Source organism: Shimia sp. MIT910701 (assembly GCF_047126315.1).
GTDB lineage: Bacteria > Pseudomonadota > Alphaproteobacteria > Rhodobacterales > Rhodobacteraceae > Shimia.
Window position 1 is genome coordinate 2,396,344 of sequence record NZ_CP138953.1, and the last position, 22,317, is coordinate 2,418,660.

The following is a 22,317-nucleotide window of genomic DNA, read 5'->3' on the forward strand; positions in this document are numbered from 1 at the left end:
TCAGTTGGAAAGCTGGTCCATCGGTAAGCCGGAGGGCACCGACTCGGGCACGCCAAGGCGGCCCTGAATGGCGTCGTAGTCTGTGAGACTTTCGAGGAAAGCGAGGATGTGCGCGACCTCTTGATCAGTAAGATCAATCGGGGAAAGCTCGTTGGCTGCGGCGATTTCAATCACTTCAGGATCGTCCTGCATCAGCTTGAAATCTGTGTTAAATTTCCCGTCGGAATAGGTGGTCTGGGCCTCTGCGTAGGACTTGAGTGAGGCCACCGGATCGAGGTGATGTCTGACCATGGCTTCCAGAGATGTATAAGCCCCGTTATGGCCATAGGGCGCGGTCTGCGTGATGTTGCGCAGCGAAGGCGTGCGGAAGCGGTAGAAGTCTTGTTCATTTCCGGTGACGCGGCCACGGCCGACGTCGCGGTTGTGGCGCTCAAACGGCGCAGCTTTGCCCGGTCCGATTTGCGGGAGTGCGATGGCGTGGAAACCGTGGTCGGTCTGGAATTGGCCCGCATGGCAGGTGCCGCATTGGGCTTTGCCGTAGAAAAGATCGAGACCTGCGGCGGCATCAGCGGCGAGCGGCGTGCCGTCGCGCAGGTAGGCGTCAAAGGCCGAGGCATCGGCGCGCCATTCAAAGGCGATGAAGGCGGCGAGCGCGTTGGCGATGTGGTGGAATTTAATTGGTGCGTCAGCGCCAATCACATCATCAAAGGCCGCGCGGTAGGCGGGGATGGCCTCGACCCGTTTGGCGAGGATGTCCCAGGCGCCGCCGGGGCCGGTGAGTTGGCCAAGGCGCACGGCTTGGCTTACGTCGTTCTCGGAATAGTGGCCGGCCATTTCGTCGCCTGACAGAACGGGGAACATGGCTTGCGCGGCGAGGGCGTTGTCAAAGCCCATTTCCATCTCGCTGCCCAAGGGGGTGCGGATGCCGGAAGGGCGTGTGGGGTCGTCCTCTAAGCGGCCGTCGTGGAAGAAGACGGTGAATTCGGTAGCGCCAAGGTTCCACAACGCAGGGGCGTTGCGGGGGATACGTTTTTCGGGCGGATTTGAGGCGTCGATCTTGCGCTCTAGCCCGAGCCCGGTGGCGCCGTCGCCAAGGCCAAGGGAGACGCCGTCCGAGGTACCCAGATCAGGATGATGACAAGTTGCACAAGCGACGCTGCGGTTGCCCGATAGGATCGGGTCGTAGAACAGTTGCCAGCCCAGCTCGACCTCTGCAATATCCTGCGCCGGGAAGGTGGCGTCCGCCTTTGGCAGCGGTGACGCGCTGGCATTGGTTGCCAGAATGGCGGGCAGGAAAGCGGCTGTGAGCATCAAAGGGCGCATGGCGTGTCTTTCATTTGGAAAAGCCCCCCCGCGCAGGAGAATATGCGCGAAGGGCCAGTGTATCTTGGCTCAATAACGGTTTTGAAACAAGATATTACACAAAGCGGTTCACGTAGTTTTCCAGGATCTCCTGACGGCCGGATTTGGGCGCCGGGTTGATCTTGCCGCTCATCACGTCCTCAAAAGTCCCGTCGAGATCCCCGGCCAGCATGGCTTTGGCTGCGTCGGTGTCCCAACCGGCGTAGCGCTCGGCCAGCGCATCCTCGAGACCACCATCTTCGATCATTGCGGCGGCGGCTTTCAGGCCACGCGCGCAGACGTCCATGGCGCCGATGTGGCCTGCGATCAGGTCTTCGGCGTTCAAGGACTGGCGGCGCAGTTTGGCGTCAAAGTTGGTGCCGCCGGTTTTCAGGCCGCCGTCTTTGAGGATGTGGTAGTAGGCCAGCGCAACCTCGGGCACGGAGTTCGGGAACTGGTCGGTGTCCCAGCCGGACTGGTAGTCGTTGCGGTTCATGTCGATCGAGCCGAGCACGCCAAGGGCAGCGGCGGTGGCGATCTCATGCTCAAAGCTGTGACCGGCGAGGATGGCGTGGCCTTGCTCGAGGTTCAGTTTGACTTCGTTTTCCAGGCCGTACTTTTTGAGGAAGCCGTAGCAGGTGGCGGCGTCGAAGTCGTATTGATGCTTGGACGGTTCCTGCGGTTTGGGTTCCACCAGGATGGCGCCTTCAAAGCCAATTTTGTGTTTGTAGTCCACCACCATGTTGAGGAAGCGGCCCATGTTGTCGAGCTCGCGGCCCATGTCGGTGTTGAGCAGGGTCTCATAGCCTTCACGACCGCCCCAGAGCACGTAGTTTTCGCCGCCCAGACGTTTGGTGGCGTCCATGCAGGTTTTCACAGTTGCGGCGGAATAGGCGAACACATCGGGGTCTGGGTTGGTCGACGCGCCGCCCATCCAGCGGCGGTGGCTGAACATATTGGCGGTGCCCCAGAGCAGTTTAACGGAGCGTGTACTCATCTTTTCTTCAAAGTAATCAATGATCTCTTCGAAGTTTTTCAGGCTCTCGGCGAAGCTGTCTCCTTCTGGACGCACGTCTGCATCGTGCCAGCAGAAGTAGGGCTGCTGCAGGATGTCAAACATCTCAAAAGCGGCGTCGGCTTTGACTTTGGCCATGTCCATGCGGGTCTGCGGATGCCATGGGCGCTCAAACGTTTGGCCGCCAAAGGGGTCGCCGCCTTCCCAGGCAAAGCTGTGCCAGTAGGCGACGGCGAAGCGCAGGTGGTCTTCCATGCGTTTGCCCATGACAATCTTATCCGGGTTGTAGTGGTGGAAGGCCATCGGGTTGGTGCTGTTGGGCCCTTCATATTGGGCGGGGGCGATGTTTTTGAAGAAATCAGTCATTGTGTCAGGGCCTTTATGCCGGGGTACAGTGTGACGAAGTGGGCGTAGGCCTCTTCGTAGGCGTCGCGCAGATCGCTGCGGGGGGAAACAGTTTTGGCGATTTCGGGCCGGGTCATGATGGCCTCGGGATCGGCGTTGGTGGCGGCGCAGATGGCCAAGCGGGCTGCGCCAAGGGCTGCGCCAAATTCGCCTGCTTTGGGCAGAGAGATTGGCAAGTTGAGCAGCGTGGCGATGAGCTCGACCCAATAGGGCGACTGGCTACCGCCGCCGATGGCAATCAGGCTTTGTAGGTCCGCGCCAGTGGATTTCAGCGCTTCGAGGTTGTCGCGCAGGGCGAAGCTGACGCCTTCAAGCACGGCTTGGGTGAGGGCAGCGTGATCTGCGTCGATGTCAATGTTCAGGAAGGCGCCGCGCATGGTGGCGTCGTTGTGCGGGGTACGCTCGCCGGACAGGTAAGGCAGGAACTGTATGGTGCCGGGGCCGGTGATGCTGTCACCAAGCAGTTTTGTGAGGTTGGCCGGGGTGTCTTGCAGATTGCGCGAGAGCCAGTTGAGGCTGTCGGTGGCGGCGAGAATGACGCCCATCTGATACCAGCGGTTTGGAATCGCGTGGCAGAAGGTGTGAACGGCGCTTTCCGGTTTCGGGGCGTAGGCGTCGCGGCCGGTGAGTAGCACGCCGGAGGTGCCTAAACTGACAAAACCGTCGCCTTCGTTGAGCGCGCCAATCCCACACGCGGCGGCGGCGTTGTCGCCTGCGCCTGCGGCGACAACCACGCCTTTGGGCAGGCCCAACTCAGTGGCGATGTCATCGCGCACGGTGCCGATGGCGTCCGAGCCTTCGAACAGGTCGGGCATCTGCTCGCCGCGCATGCCGGAAGCGGTGAGTAGGGTATCGGACCAGTCGCGCGCGCCGACGTCAAGCCAGCTGGTACCGGCGGAATCAGACATGTCAGAGGCGTAGACGCCGGTGAGCCAGAAGTTCAGGAAGTCTTTGGGCAGTAGGACTTTGGCGGTTTTGGCAAAAGTCTCGGGTTCGTTCTCGGCGACCCAAGCCACTTTGGGGGCGGTGAAGCCGGGGAAGACGATGTTGCCGGACAGGTCGCGGACTTGATCGGTTGCGTCGAGGTTGGCGGCTTGTGCTGCGGAGCGGGTGTCGTTCCACATCATACAAGGGCGCAACGGAGCGCCGGCGTCGTCCAAAAGGTTGGCGCCGTGCATGTGCCCGGATACGCCGATGCCTTTGATGGCGGCGACCTCTGCTGGGTGATCGGCTTTCAGCTCGGCAAAGACTGCTTGGGTGGCGGCGATCCAGTCTGATTGCAGCTGTTCGCTCCACCCAGAATGCGGGCGCGCGGTGTCCACAGCGGCTTCTTTTGCGCCGATCACGCGTTGGGACGCGTCGATCAGCAGGGCACGCACACCAGACGTACCCAGATCCAATCCCACAAACATGGGGGCTCCTCCTCAGGTCTCCTTAGTTAATTTGTGCCTCAAATTAATTTGGGGATCAAACTAGAAATTGCCTAAGCAGTAAATTTTTTCGATCAGTAGCGCGGGATTTCGACGATGATGTGTGATAAGTATCTATGAATTTCAATGGGTTGAAGGGGTGTTGTTGGATTTTCGAAAATTCTTGACGCGTGCGCTTGACCTTCCCGTGACTGGAACCCTTATGTGAGGTGCTGAGACCAAAAGACGATAAAGAGGCGAGTCGATGACGGCGCATGTGTTGAATTTCCAGTTGGACGGGCTGAGCTGTGCGGGCTGTGTGAATCGCGCACAGAAAGCGATGTCCGCAGTGGAAGGGGTGCAGGACGCGAGAGTGAACCTGGCAGACACTTCGGCACGGGTGGCGTTTGAGGGCGACACCGTGCGCGATGGTGTGATCGCGGCGCTGAAATCGGCGGGTTATCCGGCGCGGGAGGCCACGGTGACGCTGGATGTGGGCGGGATGACCTGTGCGGGCTGTGTGCGCCGCGCGGAGGCGGCGATGGCGGCGGGCGAGGGCGTGCTGTCGGCGGAGATCAACTTTGCCAGTGAAAGTGCGACGGTGCGCTATCTGGAAGGCGCGATCACGGCCAATCAGATTGCCGCGCTGAGCACACGGGCGGGCTATCCGGCGCGGGTGCCGGAAGAGGGCGTGCCGGAAGATGTTTCCGACCGGAAAGAAGAAGAGGCCAAGGCGGCCAAGCGGCGGGTACTGTTGGCGGCGGTGTTGGCGTTTCCGGTGTTCTGCATCGAGATGGGCGGACATATGGTGCCCGCGTTTCACCATTGGCTGATGGCCACTGTGGGGATGCAGAATAGCTATCTGTTCCAGTTTGTGCTGACCTCGATACTGCTGATCGGGCCGGGGCGGGAGTTTTACGCGAAAGGCATTCCGGCGCTTTTGAAAGGCGCGCCGGAGATGAACTCGCTGGTCGCTTTGGGCACGGGGGCGGCCTATCTGTTCTCGGTGGTGTCGACCTTTGCGCCCGGGCTGCTGCCGGCGGGCACAGCCAATGTGTATTTCGAGGCGGCGGCGGTGGTTGTGGTGTTGATCCTCGCGGGGCGCTGGATGGAGGCGCGAGCCAAAGGGCGCACAGGGGCGGCGATTGCCGAGCTTGTTGGCTTGCAGCCGCGCGTGGCGCAGGTGGAGCGTAAGGGCGTTGTGTCCGAGCTGCCGATCGAGGAAGTCGCAGTGGGCGATGTGCTGCATCTGCGGCCCGGAGAGCGCGTGGCTGTGGATGGTCGTGTGCTCGATGGCAGCTCTTTTGTGGATGAGGCGATGATTTCCGGTGAGCCGGTGCCGGTGGAGAAAACCGCAGGCGATGCGGTGATTGCGGGCACTGTGAATGGCGCCGGTGTGCTGCGCTATGAGGCGGAGCAGGTCGGGCGCGACACGATGCTGGCGCAGATCATCGATATGGTGCGTCAGGCGCAGGGGGCCAAACTGCCGATCCAGAACTTTGTGGACCGGATCACGGCGGTGTTTGTGCCGGTGGTGATGGCGATTGCGGCGGCGACCTTTGTGGTCTGGATGCTGGTGGGGCCGGAACCGCGCCTAGGGTATGCGCTGGTGGCGGCGGTGGCGGTGCTTATTATCGCTTGCCCCTGTGCCATGGGATTGGCGACGCCGACCTCGATCATGGTGGGCACCGGGCGGGCCGCGCAGCTGGGCGTGTTATTCCGCAAAGGCGACGCGCTGCAAGGGTTGCAGGAGTGCGATGTGGTGGCGTTTGATAAGACCGGAACGCTAACCCAAGGGGCGCCTTCGGTGACCGATGTTGTGTTGGCTGAGGGTTTTGACGAGCAGGCGGTTCTGGCGCAAGTGGCTTCGGTTGAGGCGCAGTCCGAGCATCCTTTGGCACGGGCGATGGTGGCGGCAGCTCAAGAACGCGGGCTTGAGGTCGCGGCTTGTGCGGACCTTGAGGTGCGGGTTGGGCATGGGCTGATTGGCGCTGTGGAAGGCGCACAGGTGGCTGTGGGCGCAGCGCGGTTGATGACGGCGCTGGTGGTGCCTTTGGGTGATCTTGAGGCGCGGGCGCAGGCTTTTGCCGAAGCAGGAAAGACGCCGATCTACGTGGCGGTGGACGGTAAAATGGCAGCCGTGATTGCGGTGGCGGATGCGGTGAAACCAACCTCGGCCGCGGCGATCAAAGCCCTGCATGGCATGGGTAAAACCGTGGCGATGATTTCTGGCGACACTGAGCGCACGGCGCAGGCTTTGGCGCGGGAACTGGGCGTGGATCATGTGGTCGCGGAGGTCTTACCGGACGGTAAGGTTGCTGCGCTGGCGCAGCTGCGCGGCACCGTGGGCAAAGTGGCCTTTGTCGGCGACGGCATCAACGATGCGCCTGCGCTGGCGGCGGCGGATGTGGGCATTGCCATTGGCACCGGCACGGATGTGGCGATTGAAGCGGCGGATGTGGTGTTGTTGGCGGGCGACGTGGGTGGCGTGGTGACCGGATTTGACCTGAGCCGCCGGGTGATGCGTAATATCAAAGAGAACCTGTTCTGGGCGTTTGGCTACAACGTGGCGCTCATTCCGGTGGCGGCGGGCATTCTGGTGCCCTTTGGCGGGCCAGCTCTGTCGCCGATGTTGGGCGCGGGGGCGATGGCGCTTTCCAGCGTGTTTGTCCTGTCCAACGCGCTGCGCTTGCGGCGCATCCAGCCAGCCTTTCAGGTCAGCAAGAAAGAAGGTGTGTGATGAATATCGGGGAAGTGTCCAAGAACACCGGCCTGCCGGCGAAAACCATTCGGTACTATGAGGACATCGGCTTTGTGACCCCGGCGCGGGGCGACAACGGCTATCGCAGTTTCAGCGAGAAGGATCAGCACAAGCTGGTGTTTCTGGGCCGGGCGCGGGGGCTTGGGTTTTCGATTGAGGACTGCCGGACCTTGTTGGCGCTGTATGAGGATCAGGGGCGGGCCAGCGCGGATGTGAAACGCGTGGCGCAGAAGAACCTGAGTGAGATTGACCGCAAGATTGCGGATCTGCAGGCGATGCGGGGCACGTTGAGCCATCTGGTGGCGAACTGCGCAGGCGACGGGCGGCCGGATTGTCCGATTTTGGAGGATCTGGGGCGTAGCTAACGCGCTGATGTGACAAAAGGATTGCTCTGTGGCGGGGGCGTAGTAGCATCTCGCCATGGGACCCATTCATTACGCGCTGTTGTTATCCTTGTTTGCCGGTTTGGCGATCCCATTGGGGGGCGTGCTGGCGCGGGTGGAGCATATTTCCAACCGCGCGGTGGAGGCGCGGTTTCTGAAATCCATCACAGCTTTTGGCGGTGGAGCGTTGCTTTCGGCGGTGGCTTTGGTGCTGGTGCCCAAGGGTGCGGAGGTGCTGCCGGTGGCGCTGGCCGTTGGGTTGTTGGTGGCCGGGGCGTGTGTTTTGCGCTGGTGGATGCGGCCTTGGCGAAGGCGGGCGGTAGCGGGGCGCTTGTGCTGGCGATGCTGTTGGATTTCTTGCCGGAAGCCATGGCGCTTGGGGCGTTGCTTGTGACCGAGGCGGCGACGGCGAAGTTGTTGGCGGCGATGATGTTTTTGCAGAACCTGCCAGAAGGGTTTGCCGCGTTTCGCGAGATTTGGGCGCAGGGGAAGTTGCCCGCGGCCAAGGTTCTATTGGTGTTTGTCGCGCTGGCTGGGTTGGGGCCGCTCTGTGCGTTGCTTGGTTTTGCGTTTTTGGCAGATGATCCGGAGACGATGGGGGCGATCACGATTTTCGCCGCCGGTGGGATTTTGTATCTGGTGTTTCAGGATATCGCGCCAGAAGCGCATGAGAGCGGGGCCTATTCGCCCGCGTTGGGGGCCGTGGCCGGGTTCGCCTTGGGCTTGGCTGGTGACATGGTGATAGGGTGAGGTTGGGCAGTTGCTTGCGTGGCGTGTATTCGGGGTGCACAATCTATTTGGTTGCTAAGTTTAATAGAAACAGAATTGGAACCATCGACGCTAAGCAAAAAAGAAAAATCAAAAAAATGCGACCGTACTCATAGGCAGCTTTAGGAAAGCCCGTTTCGAACCCAACCAACTTTTTTAGAAAACGGACAAAACTTGGCAAGACGATGTTCCTAGTAGAAGTCACACTGTTAGAAGTTGATTAGCTGGAGTCTATTTGCATAGTGTTCTGTTTCTCAAGCATCAGTTTTCAGAAACTCACCGTTTGCTCCGCAGGAGAATGCCAAAGCTGTGCTTTGGCAGAGCCCGAACCGTCCCCACGGGGCGGGCGCTTCGCTTTCCACCCCTCGGTTCGGGCGCGGCGGCAAGTTGATGGCCATCATCAAAAAGGCTGCCCCAATCAGGGATAGCCTTTCGATTGCTTATGCAAGATCCTTGTAAGACACTTCTTTGGCGTCTGCGCCTTCGCCCACTTTGTCGCGGCGCACTAGAAGACGGTTGAGCGCGTGGATGTAAGCCTTGGCGGAGGCGACAACCGTGTCGGTGTTGGCGGACTGGCCGGTGGCGATCACGCCGTCTTCTTCCAGCCGTACAGAAACCGTCGCCTGCGCGTCGGTGCCTTCGGTCACGGCGCTCACCTGATAGAGTTGCAGGCGGGCGGTGTTGGGGTGGATCTGCCGGATCGCTTTGAAGGTGGCATCCACCGGGCCGTCGCCCTCAGAGGTGGCGGAGACGTCTTTGCCGTCAACTTCCATCTCGATGGTGCTTTCGGCTGGGCCGCCGGTGCCGCAGACCACTTTCATGGACACGAGCTGCAGACGGTCGTCTTCGTCTTCGCCGCTGTCGGCGCGCACGAGTGCGACCACGTCGTCGTCAAACACCTCTTTCTTGCGGTCGGCAAGCTCTTTGAAGCGGACAAAGATGTCTTTGAGCTGGTTGTCACCCACTTCAAAGCCGAGCTGTTCCAGCTTGTCGCGCAACGCCGCGCGGCCGGAGTGTTTGCCCAAAGGCAGCGAGGTGCCGGAGAGACCGACGTCTTCGGGACGCATGATCTCGAAGTTTTCACGGTTCTTCAGCATGCCGTCTTGGTGGATGCCGCTTTCATGGGCAAAGGCGTTTTTGCCAACGATGGCCTTGTTGGGCTGCACCAGGAAGCCGGACACGGTGGAGACACGGCGGGAGATCGCCATGATCTTGGTGGTGTCGATGCCGGTGGTCCAAGGCATGATGTCGTGGCGGGTTTTCAGCGCCATGACCACTTCTTCAAGCGCAGTATTGCCTGCCCGTTCGCCCAGACCGTTGATGGTGCATTCGATCTGACGTGCGCCGCCCGCGACGGCGGCGAGCGAGTTGGCGGTCGCCATGCCCAGGTCGTTGTGGCAGTGGGTGGCGAAGATCACCTCATCGGCGCCCGGCACAGTCTCGATCAGTCGCTTGATCAGGTCGGCGCTTTCGGCCGGGGCGGTGTAGCCCACTGTGTCGGGGATGTTGATGGTGGTTGCGCCCGCCTTGATGGCGATTTCGATCACGCGGCAGAGGTAGTCCCACTCCGTGCGGGTGGCATCCATGGGCGACCATTGCACGTTGTCACAGAGGTTGCGGGCGTGGGTCACGGTCTGGTGGATCTTGTCGGCCATTTCGTCCTGGGTGAGGTTCGGAATGGCGCGGTGCAGGGGCGAGGTGCCGATGAAGGTGTGGATGCGGTTCTGCTTGGCGTGTTTCACCGCCTCCCAGCAGCGGTCGATGTCGGCGAAGTTTGCGCGCGCCAAGCCGCAGATGCGGGAATTCACAGAGTTCTTGGCGATCTCAGACACGGCGGCGAAGTCGCCTTCGGAGGCGATCGGGAAGCCGGCTTCGATGATGTCCACGCCCATGTCATCGAGCATGCCGGCAATTTCCAGCTTCTCATCATGGGTCATGGTGGCGCCGGGGGATTGCTCGCCGTCGCGCAGGGTGGTGTCAAAAATCAGGACTTTGTTGTCGGACATGGGTTTGTTCCAGTTTAGATATGCGGTTTGGGAGACGGGGCGCGGTCGCTGTCTCCGGAATTGGGTTCGCCGGTGGGCTCGATCAGAAGTACTTTCACTTCTTTCTCGGCACGGGGGCGGTGGACCTGGCCTTTGGGCACGATCAACAGCTCGCCCGGACCAAAGGTAACGGAGGGGGCGTTGTCGTAGTCCATGGTGACTTCGCCTTCGAGCACGAGGAAAAAGTCATCGGTAGTATCATGCTTGTGCAGCGGGTACTCGCCCTGAAATTTCACCACCATGACGTCGTTGCCATTGTAGTTGGCAACCACGTGCGGGTCCCAATGGCTTGAGAACATGGATAGTTTTTCGGCGAGATTGATCTTTTGCATCTGGGTTTCCTAGTTACCTGTGGGTGTCGATTGGCTGTGAAGCGGGTCAGACATGTGGCGCGAGACAATCTCCTCTGAGCACGCGCGCCAACAGGGTCACGCTCAGAGGCGGACTAGGAGTAGGTCGAGGCCACGCGCAAAGGGCGCCGGAAGGCGCGCGTCTGTTGCGGTATGGGCTCGTTTGGTCATGCCGCAGATTTATACATGCCGTTTGGTAAATGAAAAGGGCAAAAGTTTTGGATTTTTGTCCGAGGGTGATTGGGGCTTTGGCCCGTCACAGCGGGGCTGTGACTCCCCAAGGTATTTGGGGAAAGAGAAAAGCTTGGGGCATCCGGTTAAGGGTGTGGCGCGTAGTATTGGGGCAAGAGGGAGAATGATATGCGCGCATTGGTGGTTGGCGATACTGGTGGGATAGGGTCGGCGGTGTCAGCACGATTGCGGGCGCGAGGCGCGCAGGTTGTCGGGCTGTCGCGGCAGCGGGACGGGTTTGATGTTGCCGATCCGGCGCAGGCAGAGGCCGTGCTGGATGCGCTGGACGGGCCGTTTGGACTTATTTTTGTAGCGACGGGTGCTTTGGTTTGCACAAGGTCTGCTCCGGAGAAATCGTTGCGCGAGGTGAGCGCGGAAGAGATGGCGGCGCAGTTTGCAGTGAACACCATTGGACCGGCGTTGGTGTTGAAGCAGGCGCCAAGGTTGTTGGCGCGGCGGGAGCGGGGCGTGTTTGCAGCTTTGTCGGCGCGGGTGGGGTCGATTGGTGATAATCGCGCTGGTGGCTGGTATTCGTACCGGGCATCCAAGGCAGCGCTTAATCAGGTGATCCGGACAGGGGCGGTAGAGTTGGCGCGGAGCCGTAAGCAGGCGGTCTGCGTCGCGTTGCATCCCGGAACAGTGGCGACAGACTTCACGGCCAACTATCCGGCGCATAAAAAGGTTGGCGCTGAGGAGGCTGCGGCAAACCTTCTGGGCGTGTTGGACGGGCTGGCGCCCGCCCAGAGTGGTGGGTTCTATGATTATGCGGGGCTTGAAGTGCCGTGGTGAGACCGATCTGCGAGACGGCTGATCGCGGATAGAGCCCAGTAGGCGAGCAGGCCAGCCGGACCAAACAGGAAGATCAGCGGCAGGCTTGGGGCCACCCACCAGAAGCGGATGCCCTTTGCGCGCGCAGAGCGGCAGGCCCAAGCGCCAATGAACAGATCAAAGGCGAGGAAATGCACCCAGCCTGCCAGGAGCGCCTGGTCGTGGGAGAACAGGGTTTTCACGCTAGCGAGACTGTTAAAGCCGCCGGTTGTGTCGGCCGGAAGCAGGATCAGCGCGACATAACCGAGCGAGAGCAGGGCTGGCAGGAGGAAGCCCGCGATTTTGTCTGACAGGGTGGGCAGCCATGGAGATGTGAGGAGCAGGAGCCAGCCAGACATGGCGAGGAGGCCTGCGAGAGAGAAAGCGGTTTCTGGGGGCATTAGGGGGCCATGGAAAATGTGGTTTTGGCTATATGTTGCGATTCGCTTGCATATGCAAGCATATAGCAATAAATGGGGTGTATGACGGATATCAGAACAACAAGCGCGCTGCGGCTCTTGCAGGCAGCGGATGAGTTTCGCGCGGGGCTGGCCGGGGAGTTTTCTTCGGTGCATGGCATCTCGGTAAATGAGTTTTTGATGCTGCTGCATTTGCAGCGATCGCCAAAGCAGCGCTTGGCGCGGGTGGAGCTGGCCAAGCGGATGCATGTGAGTGCTTCCACCGTGACCCGCATGGCTGCGCCGATGGAGAAAATCGGGTTGCTTAGTCGTGATGTGGATGAACGGGACGCGCGGATTGTGTTTGTGGTGCTCACAGACACGGGGGCGGAGCGTTTGGCGGACGCTTTGGTGACTTTTGCCAAGCGGGCCGGGTACTTGCTGGATGAACGCTGGCAAGGCGATGACGTGGTTCAGTTGGCGGAAATGCTGCGGCGATTGGCACCGGGGGCGGCGGGGACGCTGACCTGAAATGAAAAAGCCGCGCAGAGGGCGCGGCTTTGTGGTCTTTGCTGGCGGTGGGATTACCCGTCGTTTTGGGCTGGTGCGGCCTCGGAAAGAGTGCCGTTGGCCCAGTTGCCTTTGCGCTCTTCACCGGAGGCGTATTTCATCGTGCCTTCGCCCTGACGCTGGCCCCCTTTGAAGGTGCCCTCATAGATGTCGCCGTTGGCGTAGGTGGCGACGCCAACCCCATCGATCTCGCCGGATTTCCATTCACCCGCGTATTTGAAGCCGTCCGGCATGACAATTTCGCCAATACCGTTGCGCTGACCGAGAGAGAACTGGCCGGTGTAGGTGGTGCCATCTGCGTAGGTGGCGACGCCCATGCCGTGGCGCTGGCCGTCTTGCCATTCGCCCTCATAGCGGTAGCCGTCGGCGTAGGTCATCACGCCGCGGCCGTGGTTCTTGGCGTTTTTGAAGTCACCTTCATAGACCAGACCATTGGCGTAGACCGCTTTGCCAACGCCATCGTTCACGCCTGCCTTCCAGTCGCCTTCATAGGTGGTGCCGTCGGTGTAGGTGATTTTGCCTTGGCCGTCGGCAAGGCCATTGGCGAACTGGCCGACATAGACCGAGCCGTCGGCGTAGGTGACTTCGCCGTTGCCTTCGATGTCACCGTTGACCCAGGTGCCCACGTAGACGTAGCCATCGCTGCCTTTGAAGGTACCCTGGCCATGGCGTTGATCCGCCTGGAAGTCGCCTTCATAGGTGTCGCCGTTGGCGTAGGTCACCATGCCTTTTCCTTGGCGTTGACCACCGACCAGTTGGCCGACATAGATGTCGCCATTGGGCTGCGTGAGCGTGCCGTCGCCTTCGATTTGACCCGCGGCCCAGGTGCCCTCGTAGGTCAGGCCTCCGGGCATGGTCAGGCGGCCTTGGCCCGCGCGTTCGCCGGCTTTGATTTCGCCGTCATAGATGGTGCCGTCAGCATATGTGATCTTGCCGAGGCCTTCTTTGACGCCGTTGAGCCAATCGCCTTCGTAACGGTAGCCGGCCGGGCTGATCATCACGCCTTTGCCGTGGTGGTTGGCGTTTTGGAAGCTGCCTTCGTAGCGCACGCCGTTGGCATAAATCGCCACACCTGCGCCGGTGATTTTACCGTCGGCCCAGTCACCCTCGTAGGTGCCGCCATCGGTGAAGGTGATTTTGCCAAAACCATGCGGTTTGCCTTTGGCAAAGGTGCCGACATAAACCGAGCCATTGGGGAAGCGGGCCATGCCTTCGCCAACGATCTCACCCTCAACCCAAGCGCCTTCGTATTCGTAGCCGTTGGGCAGGCGGTAGATGCCGGTGCCGTGTTGCAGCCCGTCCTTAAAGGTGCCCTCATAGACACCGCCGTCGTCATATTGTTTGGTCAGAACCTGGCTGTCCTGTGCGAAGGCAGCACCGCTCAACGATGTGCCGGCCATCAGGATGGCTATGGTAAGTGCCTGAGTTCTGCTCATAATTTCCAGTCCCACTGTTGCCCCGAAGGAGCATCCCCATCACCTTGCGGTGTTTTGCGTGATTTTAGGGCAAGGGTGGGATTGGGGCAAACGGTTTTGCACCCCGGCCCTGTTTTGGCAGGAATGAGCGGTCTGGGGGCGGTGGTTTGCGCTTTTCCTTGGCGCTGTGTCTGCTACATCTTTGCGCAAGTAACGCGGTGCGGGAAGAGAAGACATGGCTGATACATTCCGTTTGACACTGGCGCAGGCCAATCCGGTGATGGGGGATTTGGCAGGCAATGCCAAGAAGGTGCGCGAGGTCTGGGCCGAGGCCAAGGCGGCGGGCTCTGATATGGTCGCTTTCCCGGAGATGTTCATTTTGGGCTACAACGCGCAGGATCTGATCTTGAAGCCGGCGTTGCAGGCGGCCGCTTTGGCGGAGATTGAGCAACTGGCGGTGGAGTGCGCGGAAGGGCCAGTGGTGGCTGTGGGCGGGCCGTTGGTGCAGGAGGGGGCGCTTTATAATGCGTATTTCATCCTGAAGGGCGGAAAGATTGCGCATACGCAGCTCAAGCATCACTTGCCAAACTACACCGTGTTTGACGAAGAGCGCCTGTTTGCCCATGGGCCGATGGGTGGGCCGTATGATGTGAACGGGGTGCGGGTTGGTAGCCCGATTTGCGAGGATGCTTGGTTTGAGGATGTGCCGGAAACTATGGAGGAAACCGGCGCGGAGATCCTCGTGGTGCCGAATGGCTCGCCTTATTACCGCGACAAGTTTGATCGCCGCATGAACCATATGGTGGCGCGGGTGATCGAGACCGAATTGCCATTGGTGTATCTCAACATGGTGGGCGGCCAGGACGATCAGGTGTTTGACGGCGGCTCCTTTGTGCTGAACCCCGGCGGGCAGTTGGCGATGCAATTGCCGGTGTTTGACGAGGCGGTGGCGCATGTGGAGTTTGAACGCACGGCTGCTGGCTGGCGCTGCAAGGATGGCCCAAAGGCGCTGTTGCCTGCGGGCGAAGAGCAGGATTACCGCGTCTCGGTTGAGGCGCTGCGGGACTACATGGGCAAGACCGGCTTCAAGAAGGTGTTGCTGGGGCTGTCCGGTGGCATTGATAGTGCGCTGGTGGCGACGATTGCGGTGGATGCATTGGGGGCAGAGAATGTGCGCTGTGTGATGTTGCCATCCGAGTATACCTCGCAGGAGTCGCTGGATGACGCGGAGGACATCGCTAAGCGGTTGGGTGTGCACTATGACTATGTGCCCATTGCCGAAGGGCGTGCCGCGATCACCAACACGCTGGCGCCGCTGTTTGAAGGCACGGAACCGGGCTTGACCGAAGAGAACATTCAGAGCCGCTTGCGCGGGCTGCTGTTGATGGCGCTGTCCAACAAGTTTGGTGAGATGCTGCTGACCACGGGCAACAAGAGCGAGGTCGCGGTGGGCTATGCCACGATCTATGGCGACATGGCCGGCGGGTACAACCCGATCAAGGACATGTACAAAACCCGCGTGTTTGAGACCTCGCGCTGGCGCAACAGCGTGCATCGCGACTGGATGAATGGGCCGGAGGGCGAGGTCATTCCGGTGAACATCATCGACAAGCCGCCGTCCGCGGAGCTGCGTCCGGACCAGAAGGATGAGGACAGTCTGCCGCCCTATGACGTGTTGGATGCGATCCTGTTCATGCTGGTGGATGAGGACAAATCCGTCGCGGACTGCGTGGCTGCTGGCTATGACCGGGAGACGGTGAAGCGCGTGGAGCATCTGGTCTATATCAGCGAGTACAAACGCTTCCAGTCCGCGCCAGGCGCGCGGTTGAGCAAGAAGGCGTTTTGGCTGGATCGGCGCTATCCGATTGTGAATCGGTTCCGTGACCCAAGCTGAGCGACAGAACTAACGTTTAAATAACAGGGGCTTGAACATGATTGAACGCAAACACACGGGCACACGGATGTCCAAAATCGTCATTCACAATCAGGTGGCGTACCTGTGTGGCCAAGTTGGCGCGGGGGACACGGTTGCGGAGCAGACGCGAGATTGTCTGTCTCGCGTGGATGCGTTGCTGGAAGAAGCTGGATCAGATCGCGAGCATATTTTGCAGGCGATCGTGTGGCTGTCCGATATGGCGGATTTTGCCGAGATGAATGCGGTTTGGGATGACTGGGTGCCGGAAGGCCATGCGCCTGCGCGGGCCTGCGGTGAGGCGAAATTGGCGCGGGATGTGTTGAAGGTTGAGGTGATTGTTACGACGGCTGTGAAGGGCGGTTGAGGGAATGTGGCTGCTGAGCGGAGGGTAGAAGAGTGTGGTGCTTGCCTGTCCGAACATGTGATCGGCAAGGATAAAATGCATTTCTGAAGTGCGGCCAAAGCCTGTTTCTGCTTGACTTGAGCTAGGCCCCTAAAATGAGAACAAGTTCGTGAAACGCAATTCAGGCTAAGATGTGCTCAAGAGATTTTTGTTGTTATTGTTTTCTGCCGCTTTCACTGTGATAGCCATCATTGGGCTGTTGCTTTGGTCACCTGTCGATGAGTTTACAGGGGCAACTTTCAGCCAAGAAAAATGGGCGGCTAATGGGGAGTGCCAAGCAGCCTCCGGCGATGACTGTGTGCAGCAACGCCCACGGTGCCCCCGTGGGGCAATGGCTCAGGATCTACGTCAAAATTTCTTGCACAACCGCGAGACAACTAAAACCGATGTTTCAGAATTGATTGGTGATCATGACACCACCGTCGTAATCGGCGGAGAACACTGCGAAGCTCACTATTTGGGAATGTGCAGCCCGATGTCTTTTGATGGTGACAGTCTTTATGTTTGCTACGATCAGAACGACGCGTTGGTTAGTTCCGGCCACATCAGGCACTAGCAATCTGATCCCTGGTTCAGGCTTTCAAGTAAAGTACTCGAAGTTGGAGAAGCCGCTCTTAGCGGCTGCTTGCTCAATAAGCTCCGCTTTTTTTGGCGCCCTGAGATTTTCAGCGCGTCCCAAACCGGGACGCGTTGTCTTCTATTCTGGCGGTTTAGCCGCGGGCTTTGATGACCTGCAGCAGCGGCATCAGGGAGGCCATGTCGGGGCCGTTTTTCTGACCGGTGAGGGCTTTGCGCAGGGGCATAAACAGACCGCGGCCTTTGCGGCCTGTGGCCTCTTTCACCGCCGCGGTCCAGGTGGACCAGGTGTCGTCATCAAACGGGCCTTCGGGCAGGAGCTTCATGGCCTCGGCGATGAACTCTTTGTCTTCGTCGTCGATCTCTGGTTCCGCGCCATTGGTGTAGAGATCCCACCATTTGCCCAGATCGTTGAGCGTGGTGATGTTGTCGCGGGTCACGTTCCAGAAGCGCTCGGCCAACTCAGTGGGCACACCAACCGCCGCAACGGCGTCGGCCACCTCTGCGAGGGGGGTTTCCTGCAGCACTTTGGCGGTGAGCGGATAGAGGTCTTCGACGTCAAATTTGGTCGGCGCTGCGCCAAATTTGGTAATGTCAAAACCGTCCGCGATCTCTTCGAGGTTGGCGCGCAGTTCCATTGGGTCGGAGCTGCCCAGACGGGCCATCAGGCTCAGGAGGGCAATCGGCTGCACACCGGCTTCGCGCAGGTCACGCAGGGCCAGGGTGCCGAGGCGTTTGGAGAGCGCTTCGCCCTGTGGGCCGGTCAGCAGGGAGTGGTGCGCGAAGTTGGGCACCGCGCCGCCCAAGGCTTCGATTATCTGGATCTGGGTGGCGGTATTGGTGACGTGGTCGGAGCCGCGCACCACATCGGAGATGCCGTAGTCGATGTCGTCACAGACGGAGGCCAGCGTGTAGAGGAACTGACCATCGGCGCGGATCAGCACCGGGTCAGATACGGAGGCGGCGTCGATGGAGCGGTCGCCCAAGATGCCGTCGGTCCATTCAATACGTGCGTGGTCCAGCTTGAAGCGCCAGTGGCCGTTGCCGCGCTCTGCGCGCAGGTTGGCTTTCTCGTCGTCCGACAGGTTCAGGGCCGCGCGGTCGTAAACCGGCGGTTTGCCCATGTTGAGCTGTTTCTTGCGCTTCAGGTCCAGCTCGGTTGGGGTTTCAAAACACTCATAGAACCGGCCCATGTCGCGCAGGTGCTGCGCGGCGTCTTCATAGCGCTCCAGGCGGTCGGACTGTTTCTCGATGCGGTCCCAGGTCAGGCCAAGCCATTCGAGATCTTCTTGGATGGCGTCGACATATTCCTGTTTGCTGCGCTCCGGATCGGTGTCGTCGATGCGCAGGATGAAGGTGCCGCCAGCTTTGCGGGCGATCAGGTAGTTCATCAGCGCGGTGCGCAGGTTGCCAACGTGGATGTAGCCGGTGGGCGAAGGGGCAAAACGGGTGGTCGTCATGGGAATCTCCTGTTGCGTTCCCAATTCCATACCTCGCGCGGTTTGTCCAGAAATGTGGCACTTAGCCCGCGTGCACGGGCCATTTGGCGTTCAGATCCGTCAGGCCGGTTTGAATGAGCTCCTCGAGGACTGCGATGTCGATGTCGGCGAGTTTGTTGATGTAGAGGCAGGATTTGCCAAGTTTGTGTTTGCCGAGGCGGGCGAGAATGGCGCTGTAGTCCTGGTATCCAGGCATGATGTAGAGCACGAGATTGGCTTTGCGCGGGCTGAAGCCGGTAGCGAGGAAATCGCCTTCGCGGCCGCTGTCGTAGCGGTAGTGGTATTGGCCAAAGCCGATAATCGACGGGCCCCACATGACTGCAGGGAAGCCGGAGACGCGCTCGAAGAGGTCAAGCAGAACGTGGGCGTCAGACTGGCGGCGCGGGGGCGTGACGGTTTGCAGGAAGTCGCGCGGGGCCACGTCTGTGGGGGCGGTTTTGTTGCCTGACATTTTGGGCGGTCCTTGGTTGGGATCCGTCACTTCTACGTGATTATTGATCCAAATTCTCGCACCTTCCGTAAAATCGATATTATTAGCAAATATCGATATTTTTGACAGCAGTGGGAGAGGACCAATGTCAAAGAAGACCGGACTGACGCGGCGTGGCGTTTTGGCGGGGGCAGCGGCGATGCCTTTGGCCGCAACGATGGCGCCGCAAATGGCAGCAGCCAAAGCGGAGATGATGGGGGTGGGCGCGACGCGTTTTAACCGCATGAAGCTTGGCAATTTTGAGGTGACCACCTTGTTGGTGGGGACGCGCACGGTTGAAAACCCGCAGAGCATTTTTGGCATGAACGTGAGCGCGGAGGAGTTTGCCGAGGCTTCGGGCGCTGCCAACATTCCGACCAATGCGGCGCAGTTTTTCTTCACGCCGACTGTGGTGAACACTGGAAATGAGTTGGTGCTGTTTGATACAGGCCTGAGCCCGGAGAGCATCACGGGGGCGTTGGAGGCGGCGGGCTATTCGGCGGATCAGATTGATACCGCGGTGATCACCCACATGCATGGTGACCACGTTGGCGGCGTGGCTGGTGAAGGCGGCGTGACCTTTGGCAACGCGCGCCATGTGACTGGACGCGTGGAATATGACGCCTGGGCGGCAACGGACGGCAACAAAGCGTTTGAAGGCAAGATCCGCCCGAATGCCGAGCGCTTTGACATGATCGAAGATGGGGCTGACGTGGCGGGGGGGATCTCCGCCGTTGGCGCCTTTGGGCATACGCCGGGTCACATGGCCTATCGCATTGAGAGCGAGGGGCAACAACTTGTGATTGCGGCAGATTTCGCCAACCACTATGTGTGGTCTTTGGCCTACCCGGATTGGGAGGTGAAGTTTGACCGCGACAAGGCTGCGGCGGCGGCGACCCGGCGCAAGATGCTGGATATGCTGGCGGCGGATAAAATTCCGTTCATTGGCTATCACATGCCATGGCCAGCGGTGGGTTATGTTGAGAAACACGACAGTGGCTACAAATATGCGCCAGCAAGTTACCAGCTGATGCTGGGATAAGAGCCGTTTTGGCTCTTAGAGGCGGCGCTCCCCTCGGGGCGCCGCTTTTGTTTTGGTCTTTGATCTAGAACAGAGTTTCGCACGTCCTGTTTGCGGTAACGGTGTCTCTGTGAGCAGATGTGCCACGTACATTTGTGCCTTCTGGAGTATGGACCGTTGCAAGATATTCTGACCGTGACTTTCAACCCGGCGGTGGATATGTCCACCGCGACGCCTGAGGTGAGTGCAGGGCCAAAGCTGCGCTGCGACGCGCCGGTGTTTAGCGCGGGTGGCGGCGGGATCAATGTGTCGCGCGCGATCCGGATTTTGGGCGGGTATTCGCGCGCGTTTGTCGCGGCTGGGGGCACTGCAGGGGTGAAGCTCGGGGTTTTGTTGGCCGAAGAGGGCATCGCGCGCATTCCGTATCCGGCACCGGGGGAGACCCGCACCAATGTGGCAGTAATCGAAGGCGCAAGCGGGGATCAGTATCGCTATGTGATGCCGGGGCCAACTTGGCGGGAGGCGGACTGCGAACTGATGTTGGACAACCTGTGTGCGATGGTGTCGCCGTCGGGATTGGTTGTGCTGTCGGGCAGTTTGGCACCGGGCATGCCAGTCGACGTGATCCGGCGCATCATGCAGCGGCTTGGGGCCGAGGGGCCAAAGGTGATTTGTGACATTTCAGGCGCGCCACTGGCGGATCTTTGTGGGCATGAGGGATGCGGGCTGGAAGTGCTGCGCATGGACCATGATGAAGCGGAAGAAATCGAAGGTGCGCCATTGGCAAGCCGCGAGGACAGCGCCCGGTTTGCGCGCGATTTGGTCACGAAAGGTGTGGCGCGTGCGGTGGTTGTTGCGCGGGGACCGGATGGGTCGGTGCTGGCGACAGAAACGGGCTGTGTGCATGCTTCTGGTCTGGATGTGCCGGTGGACAACAAAGTGGGGGCTGGGGACAGTTTTGTCGGGGCGTTTGCCTTAGCGATGGCCATGGGCAAAGACGCGACCACGGCCCTGCAGTGGGGCACGACGGCGGCGACGTCGGCGGTGACCACACCCGCGAGAGAGCTGTGCCGGAAGCCGGATTTTGAGCGCTATCTGCCGGAGTGTGCGTTGAGCGATCTGGCCGTGTAGTTCAGAGGTAGAGCGCTGAGGCGACTAGGAAGAAAGTCAGCACGCCAAACACGTCGTTGGTCGTCGTGATGAAGATGCCGGTCGCCACGGCAGGGTCGAGCTTTAGGGATTTGAGAACAAAGGGAATAACGGCGCCGATGGTGCCTGCGATTGTGGTCACCAGTGTGAGCGCGCAGAGGGCGGTGAGCGCCAGGTAGGCTGGCGCGTGCAGCGGGATGAACAGGCTGACCAACAGAACCATGAGCGCGGTGATGCTGCCAATGGAGAGCCCGTTCAGCATGGCACCCAACAGCTCGCGCAGGATGCGGCCCGAGAAGTCGCCGCGCCAGTTCACGCCGGAGGTGAGGGACTGCACAGATACAGTGGAGGCCTGAATGCCCGCGTTGCCTGCGGTGGCCATGACTACGGGGATAAAGCTGGCCAAAACGGCCGCTTGGGCCAGCGCGTCCTCAAAGGAGCCAATCACACCTGCGGCAAAACCGGCGCCCCCCAGGCCGCCGAGCAGCCAAGGCAAACGGCGGCGCAGGATGGTGAGCGGGCTGTCAAACTGCGTGGTAGCGGGGGAGACTGAGCCCATACGCAGCATGTCTTCTTCGGCCTCTTCGCGGACGATTTTGGCCAGTTCGCGGGGGGAGATGCCGCCGACAAGTTTGCCGGTGCTGTCGATCACCCCAATGGCGTGTAGGTTTTTGGCACGGGCCATGGACAAGACGTCTTCGCGGTCCCAGTCAGCACTCACCAAAAGCAGTTCCGGATGCAGGATGTCGTGCAGGACCACGTCGTCGGTGGCGGCCAACACTTCGCGAAAGCGCAGGAAACCCAGCGGTTTGCGGTTGGCGTCCACCACAAACATCATGTCGATCTTGGCGAGGTTCTGGCTACGGGCGCGGATGTCCTGTGTGAGTTGTGCGACGGTGCAATCTGCCGGGGCCATGAGGACGCCCAAGCGCATGACGGTGGCGGCGCTGTCGTCGCGGGCTTGAAGGACGGCGGCAATGGCGTCGGCCTTTGGGTGTGCCGCGACCAGCTGTGCGGCGAAACTGCGAGGTAGTTCGAGTAGCGTGTCGACGGCCTCGTCCTCATCCATCATGGCGATGTTGTTGGAAAAAGTCGTGAGGGACGTTTCCGAGAACAGAACTGCGCGCAGGTCCGGATCAAGTTCGGCCATGACCTTGAGGCCAAGCGCATCCGGGATCCAGTCAAACATCACGCGGGCGCGGGCGGGGCGCAATCGCGTGAGAGCGGCCAATGTGTCGACCGCGGGCCAGTCTTCGAGCGCTTCGATTAAGGCCGCTTTCTTATCAGCCCCAATCCAGTGATCGAGCTGTTTTAGCAGCTTGCGGTTGGCCTGTTTGCCGTCCTCTGTGTGGTCGTCGTGCCAGATCATAGAGGGCATGTTGGCAGG

The 22,317-nt window shown here is 60.3% G+C and carries 21 protein-coding genes; 11 read left to right on the forward strand and 10 right to left on the reverse strand.

Features of this window, described 5'->3' with window-relative positions; translation table 11 throughout:
• The 3 genes from SIB38_RS11460 to xylB all read right to left on the reverse strand — a co-directional run bounded on the left by SIB38_RS11460 (nucleotide 1) and on the right by xylB (nucleotide 4,173).
• Nucleotides 1-1,311 (reverse strand): cytochrome-c peroxidase, encoded by a 1,311-nt coding sequence (locus SIB38_RS11460; protein ID WP_412550179.1) that lies wholly within the window; start codon nucleotides 1,309-1,311, stop codon nucleotides 1-3.
• Between the two features lie 106 nt (nucleotides 1,312-1,417).
• Nucleotides 1,418-2,722: a xylose isomerase gene (gene xylA, locus SIB38_RS11465; RefSeq protein WP_412550180.1), complete on the reverse strand. Its 1,305-nt coding sequence runs from the start codon at nucleotides 2,720-2,722 to the stop codon at nucleotides 1,418-1,420.
• Nucleotides 2,719-4,173: a xylulokinase gene (xylB, locus tag SIB38_RS11470; protein ID WP_294113552.1), complete on the reverse strand. Its 1,455-nt coding sequence runs from the start codon at nucleotides 4,171-4,173 to the stop codon at nucleotides 2,719-2,721. Before xylB ends, xylA begins: the two co-directional genes overlap by 4 nt.
• Before the next feature lie 262 nt (nucleotides 4,174-4,435).
• Between xylB and SIB38_RS11475 the strand changes: the two genes are divergently transcribed.
• From SIB38_RS11475 to SIB38_RS11490, 4 genes are read left to right on the forward strand one after another with little or no spacing between them, the layout of a single operon-like run.
• The gene (locus tag SIB38_RS11475; protein ID WP_412550181.1) at nucleotides 4,436-6,910 is read left to right on the forward strand and encodes a heavy metal translocating P-type ATPase; all 2,475 of its coding nucleotides are present in this window, start codon (nucleotides 4,436-4,438) and stop codon (nucleotides 6,908-6,910) included.
• Complete coding sequence (gene cueR, locus SIB38_RS11480; protein ID WP_294113548.1) at nucleotides 6,910-7,296, forward strand: Cu(I)-responsive transcriptional regulator; 387 nt, start codon at nucleotides 6,910-6,912, stop codon at nucleotides 7,294-7,296. Before SIB38_RS11475 ends, cueR begins: the two co-directional genes overlap by 1 nt.
• Nucleotides 7,297-7,351: 55 nt before the next feature.
• Entirely contained in the window at nucleotides 7,352-7,708 is a 357-nt protein-coding gene (locus SIB38_RS11485) for a hypothetical protein (protein WP_412550182.1), read from the forward strand.
• Nucleotides 7,657-8,064, forward strand: coding sequence for a ZIP family metal transporter (locus tag SIB38_RS11490; protein ID WP_412550183.1), 408 nt, complete (start codon nucleotides 7,657-7,659; stop codon nucleotides 8,062-8,064). Before SIB38_RS11485 ends, SIB38_RS11490 begins: the two co-directional genes overlap by 52 nt.
• Before the next feature lie 458 nt (nucleotides 8,065-8,522).
• On the opposite strand, the gene SIB38_RS11495 is transcribed toward SIB38_RS11490, so the two are convergent.
• The gene (locus SIB38_RS11495) at nucleotides 8,523-10,088 is read right to left on the reverse strand and encodes a 2-isopropylmalate synthase (protein ID WP_294113546.1); all 1,566 of its coding nucleotides are present in this window, start codon (nucleotides 10,086-10,088) and stop codon (nucleotides 8,523-8,525) included.
• Nucleotides 10,089-10,102: 14 nt separating this feature from the next.
• The gene (locus tag SIB38_RS11500; RefSeq protein WP_294113545.1) at nucleotides 10,103-10,459 is read right to left on the reverse strand and encodes a cupin domain-containing protein; all 357 of its coding nucleotides are present in this window, start codon (nucleotides 10,457-10,459) and stop codon (nucleotides 10,103-10,105) included.
• A gap of 378 nt (nucleotides 10,460-10,837) precedes the next feature.
• Here SIB38_RS11500 and SIB38_RS11505 point away from each other — a divergent pair, with 378 nt between their 5' ends.
• Nucleotides 10,838-11,497 carry an SDR family NAD(P)-dependent oxidoreductase gene (locus SIB38_RS11505; protein ID WP_294113543.1) on the forward strand — a complete coding sequence of 220 codons (660 nt, stop codon included), beginning with the start codon at nucleotides 10,838-10,840 and terminating at the stop codon, nucleotides 11,495-11,497.
• Here SIB38_RS11505 and SIB38_RS11510 read toward each other — a convergent pair.
• A complete protein-coding gene (locus tag SIB38_RS11510) occupies nucleotides 11,470-11,916 on the reverse strand; it encodes an ABA4-like family protein (protein WP_412550184.1) in 447 nt (148 codons plus the stop codon). The two genes, SIB38_RS11505 and SIB38_RS11510, sit on opposite strands and share 28 nt — an antisense overlap.
• 81 nt (nucleotides 11,917-11,997) lie before the next feature.
• Between SIB38_RS11510 and SIB38_RS11515 the strand changes: the two genes are divergently transcribed.
• On the forward strand, nucleotides 11,998-12,444 hold the full coding sequence (locus SIB38_RS11515; protein ID WP_294113540.1) for a MarR family winged helix-turn-helix transcriptional regulator: 447 nt from the start codon (nucleotides 11,998-12,000) through the stop codon (nucleotides 12,442-12,444).
• Nucleotides 12,445-12,497: 53 nt separating this feature from the next.
• Here the strand turns inward: SIB38_RS11515 and SIB38_RS11520 are convergent, their stop codons facing one another.
• The gene (locus SIB38_RS11520) at nucleotides 12,498-13,919 is read right to left on the reverse strand and encodes an MORN repeat-containing protein (RefSeq protein WP_412550185.1); all 1,422 of its coding nucleotides are present in this window, start codon (nucleotides 13,917-13,919) and stop codon (nucleotides 12,498-12,500) included.
• A gap of 214 nt (nucleotides 13,920-14,133) precedes the next feature.
• On the opposite strand from SIB38_RS11520, the gene SIB38_RS11525 reads away from it, so the two are divergent.
• The 3 genes from SIB38_RS11525 to SIB38_RS11535 all read left to right on the forward strand — a co-directional run bounded on the left by SIB38_RS11525 (nucleotide 14,134) and on the right by SIB38_RS11535 (nucleotide 16,772).
• Entirely contained in the window at nucleotides 14,134-15,792 is a 1,659-nt protein-coding gene (locus SIB38_RS11525; RefSeq protein WP_412550186.1) for an NAD+ synthase, read from the forward strand.
• A 37-nt stretch (nucleotides 15,793-15,829) separates the two neighbouring features.
• On the forward strand, nucleotides 15,830-16,177 hold the full coding sequence (locus SIB38_RS11530) for a RidA family protein (protein ID WP_412550187.1): 348 nt from the start codon (nucleotides 15,830-15,832) through the stop codon (nucleotides 16,175-16,177).
• Nucleotides 16,178-16,349: 172 nt separating this feature from the next.
• A complete protein-coding gene (locus SIB38_RS11535) occupies nucleotides 16,350-16,772 on the forward strand; it encodes a hypothetical protein (protein ID WP_412550188.1) in 423 nt (140 codons plus the stop codon).
• A 154-nt stretch (nucleotides 16,773-16,926) separates the two neighbouring features.
• Here SIB38_RS11535 and gltX read toward each other — a convergent pair whose 3' ends face one another.
• Together gltX and SIB38_RS11545 are read right to left on the reverse strand one after the other, a co-directional pair.
• Nucleotides 16,927-18,252: a glutamate--tRNA ligase gene (gene gltX, locus SIB38_RS11540; protein ID WP_412550189.1), complete on the reverse strand. Its 1,326-nt coding sequence runs from the start codon at nucleotides 18,250-18,252 to the stop codon at nucleotides 16,927-16,929.
• Between the two features lie 61 nt (nucleotides 18,253-18,313).
• Nucleotides 18,314-18,742 (reverse strand): DUF1801 domain-containing protein, encoded by a 429-nt coding sequence (locus SIB38_RS11545; RefSeq protein WP_294113533.1) that lies wholly within the window; start codon nucleotides 18,740-18,742, stop codon nucleotides 18,314-18,316.
• Nucleotides 18,743-18,866: 124 nt separating this feature from the next.
• Between SIB38_RS11545 and SIB38_RS11550 the strand changes: the two genes are divergently transcribed.
• Both SIB38_RS11550 and SIB38_RS11555 read left to right on the forward strand, forming a co-directional pair.
• A complete protein-coding gene (locus tag SIB38_RS11550; RefSeq protein WP_412550190.1) occupies nucleotides 18,867-19,802 on the forward strand; it encodes an MBL fold metallo-hydrolase in 936 nt (311 codons plus the stop codon).
• Nucleotides 19,803-19,958: 156 nt separating this feature from the next.
• The gene (locus SIB38_RS11555; RefSeq protein WP_294113531.1) at nucleotides 19,959-20,912 is read left to right on the forward strand and encodes a 1-phosphofructokinase family hexose kinase; all 954 of its coding nucleotides are present in this window, start codon (nucleotides 19,959-19,961) and stop codon (nucleotides 20,910-20,912) included.
• Between the two features lies 1 nt (nucleotide 20,913).
• Here the strand turns inward: SIB38_RS11555 and SIB38_RS11560 are convergent, their stop codons facing one another.
• The gene (locus SIB38_RS11560) at nucleotides 20,914-22,308 is read right to left on the reverse strand and encodes a magnesium transporter (RefSeq protein WP_412550191.1); all 1,395 of its coding nucleotides are present in this window, start codon (nucleotides 22,306-22,308) and stop codon (nucleotides 20,914-20,916) included.
• Nucleotides 22,309-22,317: the final 9 nt, after the last annotated feature.

Coding starts and splice junctions, on each gene's coding strand:
- SIB38_RS11475 (WP_412550181.1), top strand. CDS start 4,436: ATGACGGCGCATGTGTTGAATTTCCAGTTGGACGGGCTGAGCTGTGCG.
- SIB38_RS11560 (WP_412550191.1), bottom strand. CDS start 22,308: ATGCCCTCTATGATCTGGCACGACGACCACACAGAGGACGGCAAACAG.
- SIB38_RS11460 (WP_412550179.1), bottom strand. CDS start 1,311: ATGCTCACAGCCGCTTTCCTGCCCGCCATTCTGGCAACCAATGCCAGC.
- SIB38_RS11485 (WP_412550182.1), top strand. CDS start 7,352: ATGGGACCCATTCATTACGCGCTGTTGTTATCCTTGTTTGCCGGTTTG.
- SIB38_RS11515 (WP_294113540.1), top strand. CDS start 11,998: ATGACGGATATCAGAACAACAAGCGCGCTGCGGCTCTTGCAGGCAGCG.
- SIB38_RS11525 (WP_412550186.1), top strand. CDS start 14,134: ATGGCTGATACATTCCGTTTGACACTGGCGCAGGCCAATCCGGTGATG.
- SIB38_RS11500 (WP_294113545.1), bottom strand. CDS start 10,459: ATGCAAAAGATCAATCTCGCCGAAAAACTATCCATGTTCTCAAGCCAT.
- SIB38_RS11550 (WP_412550190.1), top strand. CDS start 18,867: ATGTCAAAGAAGACCGGACTGACGCGGCGTGGCGTTTTGGCGGGGGCA.
- SIB38_RS11490 (WP_412550183.1), top strand. CDS start 7,657: ATGCTGTTGGATTTCTTGCCGGAAGCCATGGCGCTTGGGGCGTTGCTT.
- xylB (WP_294113552.1), bottom strand. CDS start 4,173: ATGTTTGTGGGATTGGATCTGGGTACGTCTGGTGTGCGTGCCCTGCTG.
- xylA (WP_412550180.1), bottom strand. CDS start 2,722: ATGACTGATTTCTTCAAAAACATCGCCCCCGCCCAATATGAAGGGCCC.
- SIB38_RS11510 (WP_412550184.1), bottom strand. CDS start 11,916: ATGCCCCCAGAAACCGCTTTCTCTCTCGCAGGCCTCCTCGCCATGTCT.
- gltX (WP_412550189.1), bottom strand. CDS start 18,252: ATGACGACCACCCGTTTTGCCCCTTCGCCCACCGGCTACATCCACGTT.
- SIB38_RS11530 (WP_412550187.1), top strand. CDS start 15,830: ATGATTGAACGCAAACACACGGGCACACGGATGTCCAAAATCGTCATT.
- cueR (WP_294113548.1), top strand. CDS start 6,910: ATGAATATCGGGGAAGTGTCCAAGAACACCGGCCTGCCGGCGAAAACC.
- SIB38_RS11520 (WP_412550185.1), bottom strand. CDS start 13,919: ATGAGCAGAACTCAGGCACTTACCATAGCCATCCTGATGGCCGGCACA.
- SIB38_RS11545 (WP_294113533.1), bottom strand. CDS start 18,742: ATGTCAGGCAACAAAACCGCCCCCACAGACGTGGCCCCGCGCGACTTC.
- SIB38_RS11495 (WP_294113546.1), bottom strand. CDS start 10,088: ATGTCCGACAACAAAGTCCTGATTTTTGACACCACCCTGCGCGACGGC.
- SIB38_RS11505 (WP_294113543.1), top strand. CDS start 10,838: ATGCGCGCATTGGTGGTTGGCGATACTGGTGGGATAGGGTCGGCGGTG.